The sequence below is a fragment of the Leptolyngbya sp. O-77 genome, assembly GCF_001548395.1.
Taxonomy (GTDB): Bacteria; Cyanobacteriota; Cyanobacteriia; order Elainellales; family Elainellaceae; genus Thermoleptolyngbya.
On the sequence record NZ_AP017367.1, the window covers coordinates 1,380,892 to 1,397,296 of the forward strand.

The following is a 16,405-nucleotide window of genomic DNA, read 5'->3' on the forward strand; positions in this document are numbered from 1 at the left end:
GCTAAAACTCCAGTTTATCGAGGACGCTCTTGCCTCGCTGACGACGCTTTAGCCGCCAGTTGAGCAGGCTTTTGTCATACACGGCTCGCATTTGCAAAACGGCCCATAGCGATAGCAGCGCCATCAGCCCCGCAACGCCCAGATATAGCAGGTGAGAGGGCAGGCGATCGCCCCCTCCTAAACGCCCCACTAGCAAGATAGTTCCCGTAATCAGCGCCCCAAGAATACTGCCCAGGGAAACCAGATAGCTGTCCAGAAACAGGCTGACTCGCCCCCGCCGCTCTTCGGGAACCAGTCCGGCAAAGGCTTTGCGGGCAGTTTCGTCGATGCTGTACTGGGGCAGCTTTTGCAGCGATACGCCAGCGATCGCTCCGCCCAGCCCCGGAGCTGCCAGCATTGTCGAAGCGCCCAGCAAACTGCTGACAGGCTGAATCAGAAACAGGTCTTTAAGCTGGAGATTGGCAATGAGGCGCTGAGTAATGAACGTCTGGATGCCCAGATAGGCGACGGTGCGCCCCAGCGTGAACAGGCTGAGGAAGGTTTGGTAGGTGCCTGCATCGGCGATCGCCCCGCCCGACACGGTATAAAATCGGTATTCGACAATCGTCTCGCTGACAATCATCGCCAAAATCGAAATCATCAAATAGCGAAACGCAGGCACCTGATTCACAAACTCCCATCCTTCAGACAAGGCTTCGCGCATGGTTTCTGGCTTTTGATGAGTTCGCCGCAGCTTGATGTCCTTTAGCCCAATTTCCAGCCCCACATACATCAGGAAATAGAGCAGGATATTCAGCATTAGCAGCTCTTCCGGCTTGACCTGCAAATGCACAAACAGCCCCGGCGACAGCGCTGTAACCCCGATTCCCACCAGGCTGCCCGCAAAGCCCAAACTGCCCAGCAGCGGAAACAGGCGCTTGCTCTGCGCCACGTCGAACACATCGCTAGACAGCACCCAAAACGCCATCGGAAAGAAAATCAACTGCTGATCCGACAGCAGGTAAAACAGCCCGTAGTTTAGCCAGCCAGGGGTTCTCAGCAAAAACATCAGCCGCAGCACCATAAACGACAGCGCCAAAATTGCGCTGATGCCGCGTACCATCGTCAGCCGATCAAACCGATCGACCCAGAGGGACTGCAAGCCCGTCATAGCAATGGTGACCAGGCTGCTGAGAATCAGCACCACCAAAAATTGCGACGGCCCCACATCCACCAGAAAATTGCTGAGGGAGGCGATTTCCGAAACTTTTTGAGCGAGGGCATTGGCAAACAGCGCAAAACCCAGCATCAGCACCAGCCGGGTTTCGTCGAGTCGCACGTTCAGAAATTGATTAATGTTCAAGGGCATGGGTGATTCCGCAGGGCTGGAAGAATAGGGATGCACCCCTCTCATCGCGACGCTGCGTGTTGTGCGGTTCGCAGTCTTTCTTATTTCGTAGGTTTCCCGGAATCAGAGAGAGTCCACCAGCCGATTGACAAGCTTTCGTGAAGGAACACGGCCTCAGGAGGGATGGTTTAAGGACTGCTATTTGAGGACTGCTATTTAGAAATTGGTTTAGAAATTGGTAGTTTGGAGACTCCTTGCCGATTTCAGCCAACTCCACAGGCGCGGATCGGTGAAGTCCTGAATCACCAGCCGCGTGCCCAACTGGCTCAGCTCCTCGGCTGAGTGGGTCGCCGCCACGCCCACCGTGGGAATGCCCGCCCCCACTGCCGAGCAAATGCCAGAGGGTGAATCTTCAAAGGCGATCGCCTCTGTCGCTGACACGCCCAGCCGTTCCAGCGCCGTTTGGTAGGGCAGCGGATCGGGCTTACCTTTGGGCAACTCGTCGCCCAGCACCACCACAGGAAACAGCGGCTTTAGGGCCAGCGTTTGCATCAGGAATTCTGCATTTTCCACGGGTGCATTCGTCACCACGGCCCGCCGCAACTCATGATGCTGCATCCAGTGCAGCACGTCCCACAGGCCCGGCGTTGGCTCTAGACTCGTTGCCTGCTGGCGAAACCGCGCTTCTTTTTCAGCACTCAGCTTTGCGCCCTCTTCTGCCGACAGGTGCGGCAGCAAATCGCGGACAATTTGCTCATTTAGCCGCCCGCTGAAGTTTGCGTCATAAAACTTGCGGTCGATTTCCATGCCCAACTCCGCCATCACCGCTTTCCAGGTCTGGTAGTGCAGTGGGTCTGTGTTGGCCACAGTTCCATCTAGATCGAACAACAGCGCTTTCAACATGCCAAACGTCCTTCTGCCTGCGTCTTGTCACCCGCAGTATGACAGAAAGAAGAGGGATTAGAATTTTGGGATTTTGGATTTTGGCGAGGCGAGTCCGCAATCCAAAATCCAACATTAGGAATCTAAACTCCAAGCTCCTTCACGCTTCGCTGGAGTCGGCCAGCACGCCGTGGAGAAAGATATCGGCGATGCCTTCGGCCATTTCCTGCATAGCGGCGGGGGAAGACTGTTCGGGCATGATAGTATCGCGGCTAAAGCCTGCCACCGTGAACATTCCCAGAAACACTTGCGCGACGGTGCGCGGGTTCATGCGGCGATAGATGCCATTGTCCATTGCGGTTTGAAAGAAGGCTTCGGCGACATCGGTCATTTTGCTGATGACTTCGGTCTGGATGCGATCGCGCAAATCGGGGTGGAACTGTGCTTCCAAAAAGCACACCCGCAGCATGTCGGCGTTTTGATGCAAGTTGAGCATTCGCTTTCGCATGACCTGGGCGATCGCCCTAGAGCTGCCCATTTCGCTCAGTTCCGTCAGCAAATCAGTGAGCAGTTCCACCCAGCCCTGCGTTACGACTTCGACCAAAATTGCTTTCTTGTTTTCGAAGTGTCGAAACAGCGTCCCCTCGGCCACACCTGCTTCGATTGCCAGATCGTGTGTCGTTGTGCCGTCATAGCCCCGCCGCGCAAACAGCCGCTGCGCCGCCCGCAGGATGCGCGTGCGCGTTTCGCCTTCGGTCTGGGGGGGTCGCTGAAACAGAGGCATAGCGCCAGTCGGAGGGGACGGGGAGCGGGGAGATGGAGGGAGTCGCGGGGTAAGTGGTCAAGAAATGGAAGACGGAAGGGCGATCGCCCCACCGCTTACCGCTTATCCGTATGCAACATTGTCGATCGGGAAACCCAGAAAAGACGCACCTGTTACAGAAATTAGAGATTAGGGCACTGATAAAGCCGCTTCTCCTCAATGTATTCACGCACGGCATCGGGGACGAGCGTGTCGATAGGCAGACGATCGCCCACGCGCTGCCGAATTTGGCTAGAGGAAATGTCTAGCGGCGACAGGTCGAGCTGCTGCCAGCGGATGTCAATTCCCTGGGACTGGAGAATCTGGATGGTGGCAGCGGGAGTGGCAGCGGGAGTGGCAGCGGGGCTGAGGGGACGGCGCGGCGCAACCAGCCAGGTGCAGCGGGGAATGAGATCCCGACGACGATACCAGCGGGGCAGCGTGGCAAAGGCATCCTGCCCGATAATCCAAAACCATTGATTATCGGCAGATCCGATTTCATGATTGTTACTTATATATTGCGTGTATTGCGTTTCTAGTTGGTGGAGCAGGTCGATGGCGTAGGAGCGATCGCCCGCTGTTTTGGGATCGACGCAGCAGAGCGCAAAGGACTGGTGAGGCGCGATCGCCCGCTTCACCAGTTCCAGCCGATGGGCGATCGCCAGCACGTCCTGTCCCTTGCGATGCGGCGGCACCACCGCAGGAATCCACAACACCTGGTCAAGCTGCACCTGGTGCAACGCCGCCTCCGCAATGTGCAAATGCCCCCAATGGGGCGGGTTAAACGTGCCGCCAAAAATGCCCAGGCGTTGCATAGAGGGTTGAAATTGCAGACAAAGTTTCAGAGGCAGAGTTTCAGAGGCAGAGTTTCAGAGGCAGAGTTTCAGAGGCAGAGTTTTAGGGGCAGGTTGTTTCTAGCCTGTTCGACTTGTCCCGAAATCAGGGGGATGCGCGGTGTATTCATAGGGTGTACTCATAGGGTGTTAGTAAATTGCAGCGCCGCCGAACGGTGGTTCAACCCACGCCTGCCGTTATCAGAGTAATGGATGGGTGTAACGGATAGGCGTAATGAATGGGTGAGTCGGGTCGAATCCCATTGCTTTGCAGCCAAGTGCATCAGGGCGATCGCCCAATCAAGTCGCATCACCAAGTCTCAGCGCACTCCAAGACGCGCTCAGGAATCAGTGATTTCAGTAATTACTGTAATAAATTCGGAATCTTAAGTAAGATTGTGTAAATTCCAGGCCGGCTTTGAACAATCAGCAGTTTTTCACGTCTTTGTAGTGTAACGAAACAGTGGTGTAACAAAACAGTGGTGTAACGAAACAGTGGTGTAACGAAACAGTGGTGTAACGAAACAGAATGCTCTAAAGCAGAGTTCTCTGGTAGGTTTCCCAAAGCATTAGGGGTTGCATCAGATGTCAGCTTAATCGGCGATGCACAATTCATGCATGGTTTCGGAGTTTACTGAATTAGGGACTGGGAAGATTGAGCAAAGCTGATTTTAATCCGCTTCGTAGGGGCAAAAATCAGAGCAAACTTTCATTGACTTGAATGTTTGTTAATCGCTCTATCACTCACCAGCCAAGAGCTGCAAATGGCTTGTCGAGGCTGACTTTATGCTGATTTTATAAAGTGTCTGGCTCGGACTGAATGAGTTTATGAACTAGACTTTTTGCAGTTATTCAAGGCAATATCTAAAGGCAAGTTTTAGAGCAGCAGGCAGGCGCTTTACTAGACTCTGTTTACACAATCCTGCAACTTGGCAGTCATGCAATGAGGGGCTAACCGACTCAGTTCTCGCAGACGATTTATCCATTTCAATTATCACCCCCTTTGGCTTGCAAAATTAATCAATCGGCCATTTGAGCCATTCAGCCTCTCGATAAACACCTCTGGACAGGATGCTGGACAGGATGTGAATTATCACCTTAGCTATCCCGAAAAAGTAATTCTTGCTATGATATCGCGTGACATTGTGTGGTGTGGTGTAGAAGGAGTGAGGACGTTGAATCCTGTTGATTTTAGCGGTATGCCGTTCCATTTCATTGGCATCGGCGGTATTGGCATGTCGGCGCTTGCCTATATCCTAGCCAAGCGAAACCTGCCTGTTTCTGGGTCAGATATCTGCCTGAACGACATTACTCGACGATTGCAGGCAGAAGGCGCTCACATCTTTTTGAGCCAAGATGCTTCTAACCTAGAATTTTTTGGAGCGGATGCCAACGGCAAAGCAGTGGTGCGGGCTGTTCCCGAAGAAGCTGGCAATCTGGCCGTTGTTAGCATTGGTGCAGAACCCGTTGCTCGTGGGGCGATCGCCCCGCATCCCTTGCCTGTTTCCCATCTGTTGCCGCAGGTCATCTGTTCGACCGCAATCAACCCCAATAACTCTGAATATCGGGCAGCGCTGGACTTGGGCTGTCCGATTTTTCATCGTTCTGACCTGCTGGCGGCGCTGATGCAGGAGTATCGGGGCATCGCCGTTGCGGGCACCCACGGCAAAACCACCACCAGCAGCATGATCGGCTATCTGCTGCTGCGGGCAGGAATTGACCCGACGATTGTGGTCGGGGGCGAAGTTAGCGCTTGGGAAGGCAATGCGCGGTTAGGGCAGGGCGAATATCTGGTGGCTGAGGCAGATGAGTCGGACGGGTCGCTGGTGAAACTGGCGGCTGAGATCGGTGTGATTACCAATATCGAGCTGGATCACCCCGATCATTACGCTACGGTGGATGAGGTCGTCAAAACCTTCCAGGCGTTTGCTAACAATTGCAAGGTGCTGGTGGGCTGCTGGGACTGTGACCTGCTGCGGGCAGAAGTGCCGCCCCATATCAGCTATAGCCTCAATCCTGCATCGGGCGCTGATTACACCGTGGATCAGGTGATGTATGGAGCCGCAGGGACGACAGCCCGCGTATGGGAGCGGGGCACGCTGCTGGGCACGTTGAAGCTAACGGTGCTGGGTCGCCACAACCTGAGTAATTCGCTGGCGGCGATCGCCGTGGGTCGCTATCTCAATCTAGAGTTTGATCAGATCGCCACAATCCTCAAGAGCTTCCAGGGGGCGCGTCGTCGGTTCGAGCTGCGCGGCGAAGCCAACGAAATTCTCTTTATCGACGACTATGCCCACCACCCCAGCGAAATTCAGGTGACGCTGGCAGCGGCGCGGCTGCGGGTCGAGTCGTTTGCCAGCGAGCAGCGGCGCGTGGTGGCAATTTTCCAGCCGCACCGCTACAGCCGTACCCAGGTCTTTTTGGAGGAGTTTTCCCGCTCCTTTAGCGATGCAGATCTGGTCATTACAACCGACATCTACAGCGCAGGCGAAGTCAACACGACGGGCATTTCTGGAGAAGACCTGGCAGGGGCGATCGCCCAACACCATCCAAATGTCATCTACCAGCCCACGCTCAACGATGTGTCAGCCTTCCTCACCCGTGCCCTCAAGCCGGGAGATCTGGCGCTATTCCTGGGTGCAGGCAACTTGAATCGGATTATCCCAGAACTGGTATCTGCCCATCAAACCCTGGAAACCCAAAACGCTCTGGCAACTTACCAGTCTGCCTAGCAATATCGTCTGCTAGCCGTACAACGATCGATGCTGGTGCAGATTTTGGGAAATTCTGGGTGCAGATTCTTGCGGGGTGGTTTGAATCCGGCCCAATCCGGGTTCAATCCCGATTTAAACTGATAGGCGGCACAATCAGGACGGTATCGCTAGAAACCGCCTGCGCTTGGGCCGCGCTCGGAGTGGTATGCGCTCTAGCACCCGCACTGCGTTTTTTCAGGTTATGACCTTGGCCAACCCCGTTCCTCAGTCCAGTTTTGAACATCGCCTCTCCTTTACGCCAGTCGGCGCGACCTGTGCCGTTCGCCCACTGGTGTCGCTGGCAGGGTTCACCTCTTACCGAGTGGGTGGGCCAGCAGAATGGTTTGTCTCGCCGCGCACGCTAGACGATTTGCGGGCCTGCTTTGCCTGGGCCACATCAGAAGGGCTGCCCATCACGCTGCTAGGGCTGGGGTCTAACCTGCTGGTGAGCGATCGCGGCTTGCCGGGATTAGTAATCTGCACACGCCGCTTGCGCCAGACTCAGTTCGATGACGCAACGGGGCAGATCATTGCGGCGGCCGGAGAGCCGATCGCCCGTCTGGCCTGGAAAGCAGCCAATCGGGGCTGGGCGGGGCTAGAGTGGGCCGTGGGCATTCCGGGAACCGTGGGTGGCGCAGTAGCCATGAACGCGGGCGCACACCAGGCTTGCACCGCCGATATTTTGGTGAAGGCTCAGCTGGTGACGCAAACGGGTGAAACGCAGGAACTCTCGCCAGCGGATCTAGGCTTTCGCTATCGTACGTCCATTCTTCAAGGCGACACCAGCCGCCTAGTGACCCAGGCAACCTTCCAGCTTCGTCCCGAGGTAGGCGCAGCGGCGGTGACGGCTGAAACTCGCGCCTGCCAAGAGCGCCGCCACTCTACCCAGCCTTACCACTTGCCCAGTTGCGGTAGCGTCTTTCGCAATCCAGAGCCGCATACATCGGGCTGGCTGATCGAGCAAACGGGGTTAAAGGGGTTTCAAATCGGTGGAGCGCAGGTGTCGCCCATGCACGCGAACTTCATTGTGAATTTGGGCAATGCCACCGCCAGCGACGTGTATCGCGTGATTCGGCACGTCCAGGAAAAAGTGTCTCAGCGCTGGGACATTACGCTGGAGCCAGAAGTGAAGATTTGGGGAGAATTTTAGCGGCTCGCGACACGCTAGAACCCGTCAGGGTCGGTCGGGGCGATCGCACTCTTCAGCGGCGACGGCAACTGCGGATTGGTTGCACCGGGCAGCCCATTACCCAGATCAGGATTTGCAGTGCGGATCTGGCGCATCAGCGTCGCCATCTCGATCGCGCTCATGGCGTAGTCCCAGCCCTTATTACTCTTGATGCCTGCCCGCTCTAGCGCTTGCTGCATCGAGTCCGTTGTCAACACGCCAAACACGACCCGGCACACCCGTTTGAAAACGAGGCAGCCGCGATGCCCTTTGACACTTCTCCTGCCACATAGTCAAAATGCGGCGTTTGCCCTTTGATGACTGCGCCGATGCAGATGATCGCGTCATAGCGGCGAGTTAGCGCCAGTTGCCGAGCCACCTGCGGAATCTCAAAAGAACCCGGCACCCAGGCATAATCGACCTGAGTGCCCTGCGGATCTGGATTAATGCCGTGGCGCTTCAGGCAGTCCTGACAGCCCTCCAGCAGCTTACCCGTCACCAAATCGTTGAACCGCCCAATCACGATAGCAAAGCGCAACGACTCGGTTTGGGTAAACGTTCCCTCAAAAACGGCCATGAATTTACCAGACTTGGTTTTCTACACCACGAAATAATTTAAGACACCGACCACAATCACCAGCGCCACCCAGGCAAAAGACCCCAGAAATAGAAGCTGCTTGGACTGATCCCAGTTGCGGGGCGAAGCGTAGGCCACAGGCACGCCCACCACCATCACAAACGACAGCAAGACCAGAGCCGCAAGCGCAAGCTGGAACAAAATGGACATCGCGTTTCCTCCCAACACAGCTAAAGATGAAATGTTATAAGGCAGACTAGAAGCAAACCCCGTGCCCCAATAGCCCCAGTAGTTAAGCTATCAGAAATTGAACCCTCATGGATCTCATCCTCTGCCATACCACGGCTGATTTTGACACGCTGGGTGCGGCGGTGGGCCTGTCGCGGCTGTGGGCAGGGGCGCGGATCGTGCTGACGGGGGGCAGTCATCCTGCGGTCAAACAGTTTCTAGCGCTACACCGAGATGAGTATGCGCTCATCGAGCGGCGGGCGGTGAACCCGCAAAATATTCGGGCGATCGCCGTTGTAGACACACAGTGGCGCGATCGCCTCGGTAAAGCAGCAGAATGGCTGGATCTCCCGGTTGAGATTACAATTTACGACCATCATCCAGAGGGGGGCGGCGATATTCCCGCCAAAACACGGCTGGTCGAGGCCGTCGGGGCAACCACGACGCTGATCGCGGAAGCTTTGCAGCAGCGCCAAATTCGCCTCACGCCTGCGGAAGCAACGGTCATGGCGCTGGGGGTTCATGTCGATACGGGGTCGCTGACCTACGACCATACCACCGTGCGCGATGCGGCGGCGCTCACCTGGCTGATGCAGCAGGGAGCCAGCCTCCAGGCGATCGCCGCTTATGTGGAACCGGGTCTGTCGCCCCAGCTTCAGGACTTGCTGGCGATCGCCCTCGAGCAGATCCACACCGAAACCGTGCAGGGCTACCGATTGGCGTGGGTGCTGCTGCCCACGGCAGACTATATTCCCGGCCTCTCCAGCCTGGCCAGCCACCTGACCACGCTGACGGAAAGCGACGTGCTGCTGCTGGCGGCGCAGTATGGCCAAGTCGAATCGGGCAGGTCGGAGGAACACCTGAACGAGTCGCGTCTGACGGTGATCGGGCGCAGTCGCGGCGCAGTGGCAGACCTGGGGGCACTGTTCAAGCCGCTGGGTGGCGGGGGGCATCCCACGGCAGCGGCGGTAACGCTGCGAACGAGCGCTCCTCAAGCCACGCTAACGGAACTGGTGCAGCAGCTACGCACTGCGATTCCAACCCCGCCCACGGCCCGCAGCCTGATGTCGTCCCCCGTCCGCACCATTCGTCCCGATGTCACCATTGCCGAAGCCCAGCGAATTCTGTTGCGCTACGGGCATTCTGGTCTGTCGGTGGTAGACGAGCAGGATCGGCTGGTGGGCGTGATTTCTCGGCGCGACCTGGATATCGCCTTTCACCACGGCTTTGGCCACGCCCCAGTGAAAGGCTACATGACCACCAATGTCAAAACCATTACGCCCAGTACGCCGCTGCCAGAAATCGAGTCGCTGATGGTGACCTATGACATTGGGCGGCTGCCCGTGCTGGATGAGGGACGGCTCGTGGGCATCGTCACCCGGACAGATGTGCTGCGACAGGTGTGGCAGCAGCGAGAAGCAGAAGCACTGAACGGCGCAGTCGGACGCGGCGGCCTATGCCCGCTGCCGGATGCGATTTGGGAGATGCTGGGCGATCGCCTCGTGCCTGCCCTGTGGGATATTTTGCGAGACACAGCCGACCTAGCCGCAGCGCGGGGCTGGCAGCTCTACATGGTGGGCGGGTCGGTGCGCGATTTGCTGCTGCAAACCGATGGGCCGCTCCTGTTGCCAGACATTGATCTCGTGGTAGATGGCTGCCATCAAGCGGCGGATCAGGCGGCGGGCGTGGAACTAGCGCGATCGCTCCAGCAGCAGCACCCCGAAGCCCGCCTCCAGGTCCACGGCAAGTTTCAAACCGCCGCCCTCACCTGGCATCACCATCCCCAGCTTGACTCCCTCTGGATCGACATCGCCACCGCCCGCACCGAATTTTATCCCTACCCCGCCGCCAACCCCGAAGTCGAAGCCAGTTCCATCCGCCAGGATCTCTATCGCCGCGATTTCACCATCAACGCAATGGCAATTCGCCTGACCCAACCGCGCCGGGGAGAATTGCTCGACTTCTTTGGCGGTCTTCTCGATCTGCGCGATCGCCAGATTCGAGTCCTCCACGCCAACAGCTTTATCGAAGACCCCACCCGCATCTATCGAGCGGTGCGCTTTGCTGTGCGTCTGGGGTTCACCCTCGACCCACAAACGGAGGCGCAAATTCGCCATGCGATCGCCAGCGGCGTGTATTTCCGCATTCAGGAAGAAATGAACCGGGCCCCAGCACTGCAAACTCGGCTGCGACGCGAACTCAAGTTCATCCTAGAAGCGCCCTACTGGAAAGCCGCAATTCGGCAACTGGCTGACCTGGACGCGCTGCGCTGCCTGCATCCTGCCCTGACGCTGGATGCAGAACTGTGGCGACAACTGCGGCTGGGCGATCGCTGGCTGACCCGATTTGACCCTAACCATCGGCTAGAACACTGGCTGCTGCTGCTAGAAGTGGCGATCGCCCACCTGCCCGCCGACTCCTCCACAGACCCACCAGAACCCGCCATGCCAAATGATCCGTCCAGCGTCCGAGAGCGGATCGCCACTGGCCTTCAGCTTCCTGCCGACAGCATCCAGCGCCTCGCCAGCCTGCACGCCATTGAAACTGCCCTGTCCAACTTCGAGCAATTGATGCAGCACGCTACCGAGCCGCCACGTCCCAGCCAGATCGTGCGCCATTTCGCCGCCTATGACCTGCCCACGCTGGCCCTGCTAACGGTTCGCAGCCCCCGCCCCCGCCGCCGCCTGATCTGGCACTATCTCACCGTCTGGTCGCAGGTGAAGCCGCCCCTCGACGGCAACGACCTCAAGCGCCTTGGATACAAACCCGGCAAGCAGTTCAAGCCGATGTTAGACAGGCTGCTAGCAGCGACCCTGGATGGCGAGTTGCAGGGCGACCCAGAAACCCTGCGCCAACAGGCAGAACATCTCCTAGCTCGCCAATTTCCCCAGCGCTAGCGCTGCAAATCGCTGTAAATCGCTGTAAACATAGGAGCATCCCGGTCACGGTAGGATGGTAGGGAATGGTGAAGTATTCTAAACAACACGGCGGCTGTCCTTCACAAGCAATCCATGTCCATCCTCTGGAAATGACTACCTAACAATCCGCAGTGATCCTCCCCACCACTCCGCCTATGACTCCACCTAACGACTCTGGCTCCAATCCCATCCCCTTATCCGACAGCCTCGACGTAGAGATGAACGGCAGCGGGGCCAGCCGCAATGGCAGCCAGTTGCCTCAGGAGCCATCTCAGGAAACGCTCCAGAAAACGCCTCAGGAAACGGCTCAGGAAAGGACTCAGGCAGCCTCCCAGAAGCCACATGAGAAGCTGCATCAGGGGGCGATCGCCCATGCAACAGGTAGAAAGCCCAAAACGACGATTATAGTTTCGCCAACCAATGCTTCTCCCTCGCCTGGCAAGGGCAGACAGGGCTGGCTAATCGCGTCGCTGCTGCTAACCTCTGTGGTCGCGGGGTTGGGGGGGGCAGCCTTGGGCTGGGCCATCCGCCACCAAGCTCAAAATCCTCATGCCGGAGAGCCACCGGCCTTGCTCGATCCGTTCGTGAATAATGAGCAATCCTTTCCGCCGATCGAAGGCTGGGTGGGGGATGATCCAGTCAGGCGGTATTCCCCAGAAGCTTTTTCGGAAGAGGTGCTACCCGAAGCGCCACCGCACACAGCACCAATTCGAGAACGACAGTTCCAGGAATCTCCTCCAATCCAAAGCCGTCGCCAGATTCCGGAGGAGTTCGCCGACCCGCTGAGCCCTCCCCCGGTCGATGAACCGGCCTGGACTGCTCCAGATGCGGTTCCCGTAGAGCCACCTTCTCCAGTTTCACAGCCCCCAACCCCCGCCGGCTTTTCGTCTGAGCCTGCTCCACCTGAACCTCCCCCTCCTGTGCAAGCACCTCCCCTTTCAGAGAGCATTCAAAAAAACAAACCCAGTTCTGACATACCCGAACCCCCTCGACAAACTCAGTCCGTCGAAATCCCGGTTTTGCCAGCCCCCTCGTCGCCGCCATTCCCCTAGCCCCTCCGGCCCCTGCCTTTTTTGGACTGCTCAGAGAGAGTACGCAATTGCCACAAGCTGGATGTTCGGGAAATAACAACGAGTGGATGCTCTGGGATTCGAGTTTTTCGCGGACTATTCTGTTAAACGGTTGAAAAATCGGGCATCTTAAGTAGTGAGATCCATCGCCAGATTCAGCACATCCCAGCGCTGGCCTTCCTAGCCTGGATTGAGACCTGGATCGAGATTGTGCCAGTTATGTCCTTAGACTTTTTGCCTCGCAGCGCTCGCTTTAGCTACTCTCCTTCACAGCCTCGCCATCCTTTTATGAGCCTCCAATTCAAGCTCATGCTGGGCTTTGCGATAGCTAGCGGGCTGGTTTTTGTCGGGTTATACGGCTGGCTTTATAGCAAAGCGCTAAATCGGGTGAGGGAGGGGCTAAGGCAGGACATGGTGAATACGCTCGACGGGGCGATCGCCGGTGTTGATGCGACCGAGTTTTCCCAGCTTTCCCAGTTGCCTGTGCCGCAGGATGAGCCAGTACCCGCCTCAAACCCCCTCTATCAGCGCCATCAAGAATGGCTGATGAGAATTCATAATGTAGAGCCACGGGCTAATCCCTATACCCTGGTGAAGGGAGCCAAACCCTACGAGGCTCTTTGGATTGGGGACAGCCTGCGAGTTTTGCAGCCGGAGAACGCCACGAGCTTTCGGGAAGCCTACCTCGCCACACCGGACAAAACGCGCCTCTATCAGGGATTTTCGGAAGTGACGCTGACGCTCTCGCCCTACACCGACGCTTGGGGAAGCTGGATTTCTGCCTATGGCCCGATTAAAAATGCTGAGGGGCAGGTGATTGGGCTGCTGGGGATCGATTTTCGGGCCGACGAGATCCGAAATCTTGAGCGAGAAGTTCGCAGAAGCTTAGCAATCGCCTTTGGCAGCACCTATTTGCTGCTGCTGGGTCTGGTGGTGCTGCTGGCCCGCTCCTTTACGCGACCGATTATCGACCTGACCGATGCTACTGAGCAAATGAGCCGGGGCGAATATGATCGGGCGCTGACGCAGTTTCATCGTCGCTATGTGCGAGATGAGATTAGCCAACTGGCAAGCAGCTTTGAGCGAATGGTAGAGCAGGTGCAGCAGCGCGAGGCAGACCTGGCCAGTGCCAACAGCAGTCTGGAAGAACAGGTGCGGCAGCGCACTCAGGAGTTAGTAGACAACAACGCTCACCTCGAACAGGCTTTGCAAGATCTTAGGGCAACTCAGTCGCAACTGATTCAAACGGAAAAGATGTCGAGCCTGGGACAGCTTGTGGCAGGGCTGGCCCATGAGATTAACAATCCCCTTAGTTTTATCCGCTCCAATTTGCTCCACGCTCAAGAGTATATGCAGCATATTCTAGAAATGCTGCATCTTTACCAATCCCATGTTCCTGATCTGCCTGCTGCTTGTGAAAAGGCAGAGGAACTGGGGCTGGAATTCATTCAGGATGATCTGCCCAAGCTGCTGGGGTCAATGCAGGTCGGCACGCAGCGGATTAGCGAAATCGTGCGATCGCTCCGCGTGTTTGCCCGACTGGATGAGTCCGAGGTGAAGTCTGTCGATTTGCACGAAGGGCTGGACAGTACGCTACTTTTGCTCAACAGCCGCCTCCGGGGTACGCCAAACCGCGCCGATATCCGCATTGTCCGAGAATATGGCGACCTGCCGCTTGTCGAGTGCTACGCCGGACAGATCAACCAGGTGTTTATGAACCTTCTGAGCAACGCAGTCGATGCTCTGGAGCCGATGAGAGAACAGGCAAATTCCAGCAATACCGCTGGAGAGGGTGGAAATCTGGCCTATTGTCTGGACTGTGCCAAGGATTTATTGCTAGAAGAACACGACGAGATTCCCACCATCTGGATCAGAACCTGCCTGGTCGAAGGGGATCGCGTCTCTGTGTGTATTACAGACAACGGTATAGGCATGACGACGGACGTGCAGCAGCGCATCTTTAATCCCTTTTTCACCACCAAACCTGTGGGACGCGGAACCGGCCTAGGGCTATCGATTTGCCATCAGATTATTGCCGAGCGTCATGGTGGCACGCTGAAATGCACCTCAGCTCCAGCGGAAGGGTCGGAATTTTGCTTTGAGGTCCCTCTGAAGCTGCCCTCCAACCAGCCCCAACAGGCCCAGGCTTAGTCAAAGGCACAGAGTAGAGAGTTCGGCTCACTGAGGGAACTCTGAATTAGGCCGTAGCTGCTCAGGCTTGCTAAAAGATGAGCAATCAGATTAACAGGCTGTCGGCGCGGCTCATTCCCTCTACTTTGGAGACATTGCTATGGGTTTGTTCGATCGAATGTTTGGCGTACAAAACACAGTTCAGGAAACCTTTAGCCCCGCCGAAGCCTACGCAGCGATCGCCCTGGCCGCAGTTGCTTCTGACGGCTATCTGGCAGACGAAGAGCTGTCGGGGCTGATGAGTACGCTGAACCGGATGCAACTCTTCCGCAGCTATTCGAGCGACATTATGCGGCGGATGTTTGACAAGCTGTTTAGCATCCTACGGCGAGATGGGGTTGGGGTTTTGTTTGCGATCGCCAAAGACTCTCTCCCCTTTGAACTGAAGGAATCGGCCTTTGCCGTTGCCACTGATCTGGTTTTGGCCGATGGTCTTGTCACCCAGGAAGAGCGGCAATTCCTCAATGACCTCTATCAAGCCCTGGACATTTCCGACGCTGTGGCCGAGAAGATTGTAGACGTGATGCTCATCAAAAATCGCGGCTAGTGCTATGTCACAGCTAGAACTTAGGTTGGTAGTAAGCGCTTTAGCGCTGAAGCGCTTACTACGAGCCAAGGCATCACTTCCAAACAACGATCTTGACTTCATGGGCGTTGAGGCGCTGAAGCGCTTACTACGAGCCAAGGCATCACCCTAAAACTAAACCATGACACCACTGCACTAGGTTGTAAGTCGGTTCATCGTGAGAGGCGATCGCTTGGCGCAAGAGGCGATCGCCCTTTTTCATCGCTCTACTCCTGACACCCGGCTGCACGAAACTGCTCCATCAGCGCTGCGGGCCAGGTAGGGGCGATCGCAGGCGGACGCTGGGCAGCATACACCTGCATATTTCCCGTTGGCTCCACCGTTGCCAAAAACTCGCTCTCGTAATCCATCACCGGCGCTTGCCGCAAGAGCGATCGCGCAGATTGCGTGTTGCTGGCCAGCAGTTGCCCCTCCACCACCTGCGCCACAGAAAATTCCAGCGGCGTGTCATACACCTCAAACGGCACGGTTACGGTTTCCTGCTTGCTATAGCGCACCAAGCACACGCGCCCTGGTACTTCCGACGGAAACACCGTCATAAAGTAATGGGGCAGCATATCCCACTCTTTTTCCCAGGTTCCCAGAAACGGTGCAATGTCTGGGTCTGTTTCTGCCCAGGTCTGTCGGTAGGCAAGCAAATCTGGAGAAATCGGCGACCCCACCGAGCCGATCTTGCCCAAACCCAACAAGTCCAGATCAGCCTGAATCCGCTGCTGCATCTCGGCTTCTGCCTGACGGAGCGCGGCTTCTGTCAGCGGCGGCCGCAGCGGTGCATCTACCGGATGCAGCACCACATCAGGGTCGGGAGTAGCTGGGTTGGGCGCAGACGGCGTACACGCTACGGCTGCCCCCAGTCCCGCCGTCAGCACCAGGGCCGCCGCCCACTTCACCCGCATTGCACAAGTCATCCATCGTTTCACCATAGACCTCATAACCCAGACCATCAATCTCTGGGGCCTTCTCTATAAGGTCTACAATTCCTGACATCAGGTTCCGCACCCCAAAAAAGCCCCACCTCACCCATCGGGAAGCGGGGGCAGTCTGTTCTATTTGAGAGCCAACTTGTTAAGA

At 56.8% G+C, this 16,405-nt stretch carries 15 protein-coding genes; 6 read left to right on the forward strand and 9 right to left on the reverse strand.

The genetic code is table 11. The annotated features are described in order from the left end of the window. Position 1 precedes the first annotated feature (1 nt). The 5 genes from O77CONTIG1_RS05935 to O77CONTIG1_RS24210 form a co-directional block, all read right to left on the reverse strand. Positions 2-1,348: a hypothetical protein gene (locus tag O77CONTIG1_RS05935; protein ID WP_068508870.1), complete on the reverse strand. Its 1,347-nt coding sequence runs from the start codon at positions 1,346-1,348 to the stop codon at positions 2-4. 207 nt (positions 1,349-1,555) lie between these two features. Further along, positions 1,556-2,230, reverse strand: a complete 675-nt coding sequence (locus tag O77CONTIG1_RS05940; protein WP_068508872.1) for an HAD family hydrolase — start codon at positions 2,228-2,230, stop codon at positions 1,556-1,558. Between the two features lie 139 nt (positions 2,231-2,369). Then, the gene (locus tag O77CONTIG1_RS05945; RefSeq protein WP_068508874.1) at positions 2,370-2,993 is read right to left on the reverse strand and encodes a TetR/AcrR family transcriptional regulator; all 624 of its coding nucleotides are present in this window, start codon (positions 2,991-2,993) and stop codon (positions 2,370-2,372) included. A 161-nt stretch (positions 2,994-3,154) separates the two neighbouring features. After that, the gene (gene nadD, locus O77CONTIG1_RS05950) at positions 3,155-3,826 is read right to left on the reverse strand and encodes a nicotinate (nicotinamide) nucleotide adenylyltransferase (protein WP_068508876.1); all 672 of its coding nucleotides are present in this window, start codon (positions 3,824-3,826) and stop codon (positions 3,155-3,157) included. A 158-nt stretch (positions 3,827-3,984) separates the two neighbouring features. Beyond that, the gene (locus O77CONTIG1_RS24210; protein WP_156434968.1) at positions 3,985-4,155 is read right to left on the reverse strand and encodes a hypothetical protein; all 171 of its coding nucleotides are present in this window, start codon (positions 4,153-4,155) and stop codon (positions 3,985-3,987) included. An 864-nt stretch (positions 4,156-5,019) separates the two neighbouring features. Here O77CONTIG1_RS24210 and murC point away from each other — a divergent pair. Next, complete coding sequence (murC, locus tag O77CONTIG1_RS05955; RefSeq protein WP_317134214.1) at positions 5,020-6,576, forward strand: UDP-N-acetylmuramate--L-alanine ligase; 1,557 nt, start codon at positions 5,020-5,022, stop codon at positions 6,574-6,576. A gap of 223 nt (positions 6,577-6,799) precedes the next feature. Next, positions 6,800-7,747: a UDP-N-acetylmuramate dehydrogenase gene (murB, locus tag O77CONTIG1_RS05960; RefSeq protein ID WP_084782982.1), complete on the forward strand. Its 948-nt coding sequence runs from the start codon at positions 6,800-6,802 to the stop codon at positions 7,745-7,747. A 14-nt stretch (positions 7,748-7,761) separates the two neighbouring features. Here murB and O77CONTIG1_RS27780 read toward each other — a convergent pair whose 3' ends face one another. From O77CONTIG1_RS27780 to psbZ, 3 genes are read right to left on the reverse strand one after another with little or no spacing between them, the layout of a single operon-like run. Further along, a complete protein-coding gene (locus O77CONTIG1_RS27780; protein ID WP_317134215.1) occupies positions 7,762-7,992 on the reverse strand; it encodes a 6,7-dimethyl-8-ribityllumazine synthase in 231 nt (76 codons plus the stop codon). After that, complete coding sequence (ribH, locus tag O77CONTIG1_RS05965; RefSeq protein WP_317134216.1) at positions 7,977-8,342, reverse strand: 6,7-dimethyl-8-ribityllumazine synthase; 366 nt, start codon at positions 8,340-8,342, stop codon at positions 7,977-7,979. Before ribH ends, O77CONTIG1_RS27780 begins: the two co-directional genes overlap by 16 nt. A 21-nt stretch (positions 8,343-8,363) precedes the next feature. Further along, positions 8,364-8,552: a photosystem II reaction center protein PsbZ gene (gene psbZ, locus O77CONTIG1_RS05970; RefSeq protein WP_068508879.1), complete on the reverse strand. Its 189-nt coding sequence runs from the start codon at positions 8,550-8,552 to the stop codon at positions 8,364-8,366. Positions 8,553-8,659: 107 nt separating this feature from the next. Between psbZ and O77CONTIG1_RS05975 the strand changes: the two genes are divergently transcribed. From O77CONTIG1_RS05975 to O77CONTIG1_RS05990, 4 genes are all read left to right on the forward strand, one after another. Next, positions 8,660-11,467, forward strand: a complete 2,808-nt coding sequence (locus O77CONTIG1_RS05975) for a CBS domain-containing protein (protein WP_068508881.1) — start codon at positions 8,660-8,662, stop codon at positions 11,465-11,467. Positions 11,468-11,643: 176 nt separating this feature from the next. Beyond that, complete coding sequence (locus O77CONTIG1_RS24215; protein WP_156434970.1) at positions 11,644-12,540, forward strand: hypothetical protein; 897 nt, start codon at positions 11,644-11,646, stop codon at positions 12,538-12,540. 306 nt (positions 12,541-12,846) lie between these two features. Then, positions 12,847-14,709 carry a sensor histidine kinase gene (locus O77CONTIG1_RS26010; RefSeq protein ID WP_068508885.1) on the forward strand — a complete coding sequence of 621 codons (1,863 nt, stop codon included), beginning with the start codon at positions 12,847-12,849 and terminating at the stop codon, positions 14,707-14,709. Between the two features lie 139 nt (positions 14,710-14,848). Beyond that, entirely contained in the window at positions 14,849-15,295 is a 447-nt protein-coding gene (locus tag O77CONTIG1_RS05990) for a tellurite resistance TerB family protein (protein WP_068508887.1), read from the forward strand. A gap of 245 nt (positions 15,296-15,540) precedes the next feature. Here O77CONTIG1_RS05990 and O77CONTIG1_RS05995 read toward each other — a convergent pair whose 3' ends face one another. Beyond that, the gene (locus O77CONTIG1_RS05995) at positions 15,541-16,257 is read right to left on the reverse strand and encodes a hypothetical protein (RefSeq protein ID WP_225894696.1); all 717 of its coding nucleotides are present in this window, start codon (positions 16,255-16,257) and stop codon (positions 15,541-15,543) included. Positions 16,258-16,405 lie beyond the last annotated feature (148 nt).

Coding starts and splice junctions, on each gene's coding strand:
- O77CONTIG1_RS05990 (WP_068508887.1), top strand. CDS start 14,849: ATGGGTTTGTTCGATCGAATGTTTGGCGTACAAAACACAGTTCAGGAA.
- O77CONTIG1_RS05940 (WP_068508872.1), bottom strand. CDS start 2,230: ATGTTGAAAGCGCTGTTGTTCGATCTAGATGGAACTGTGGCCAACACA.
- nadD (WP_068508876.1), bottom strand. CDS start 3,826: ATGCAACGCCTGGGCATTTTTGGCGGCACGTTTAACCCGCCCCATTGG.
- ribH (WP_317134216.1), bottom strand. CDS start 8,342: ATGGCCGTTTTTGAGGGAACGTTTACCCAAACCGAGTCGTTGCGCTTT.
- O77CONTIG1_RS05995 (WP_225894696.1), bottom strand. CDS start 16,257: ATGGTGAAACGATGGATGACTTGTGCAATGCGGGTGAAGTGGGCGGCG.
- O77CONTIG1_RS05975 (WP_068508881.1), top strand. CDS start 8,660: ATGGATCTCATCCTCTGCCATACCACGGCTGATTTTGACACGCTGGGT.
- O77CONTIG1_RS26010 (WP_068508885.1), top strand. CDS start 12,847: ATGAGCCTCCAATTCAAGCTCATGCTGGGCTTTGCGATAGCTAGCGGG.
- O77CONTIG1_RS05945 (WP_068508874.1), bottom strand. CDS start 2,993: ATGCCTCTGTTTCAGCGACCCCCCCAGACCGAAGGCGAAACGCGCACG.
- O77CONTIG1_RS24210 (WP_156434968.1), bottom strand. CDS start 4,155: ATGCGACTTGATTGGGCGATCGCCCTGATGCACTTGGCTGCAAAGCAA.
- O77CONTIG1_RS05935 (WP_068508870.1), bottom strand. CDS start 1,348: ATGCCCTTGAACATTAATCAATTTCTGAACGTGCGACTCGACGAAACC.
- murB (WP_084782982.1), top strand. CDS start 6,800: ATGACCTTGGCCAACCCCGTTCCTCAGTCCAGTTTTGAACATCGCCTC.
- psbZ (WP_068508879.1), bottom strand. CDS start 8,552: ATGTCCATTTTGTTCCAGCTTGCGCTTGCGGCTCTGGTCTTGCTGTCG.
- O77CONTIG1_RS24215 (WP_156434970.1), top strand. CDS start 11,644: ATGACTCCACCTAACGACTCTGGCTCCAATCCCATCCCCTTATCCGAC.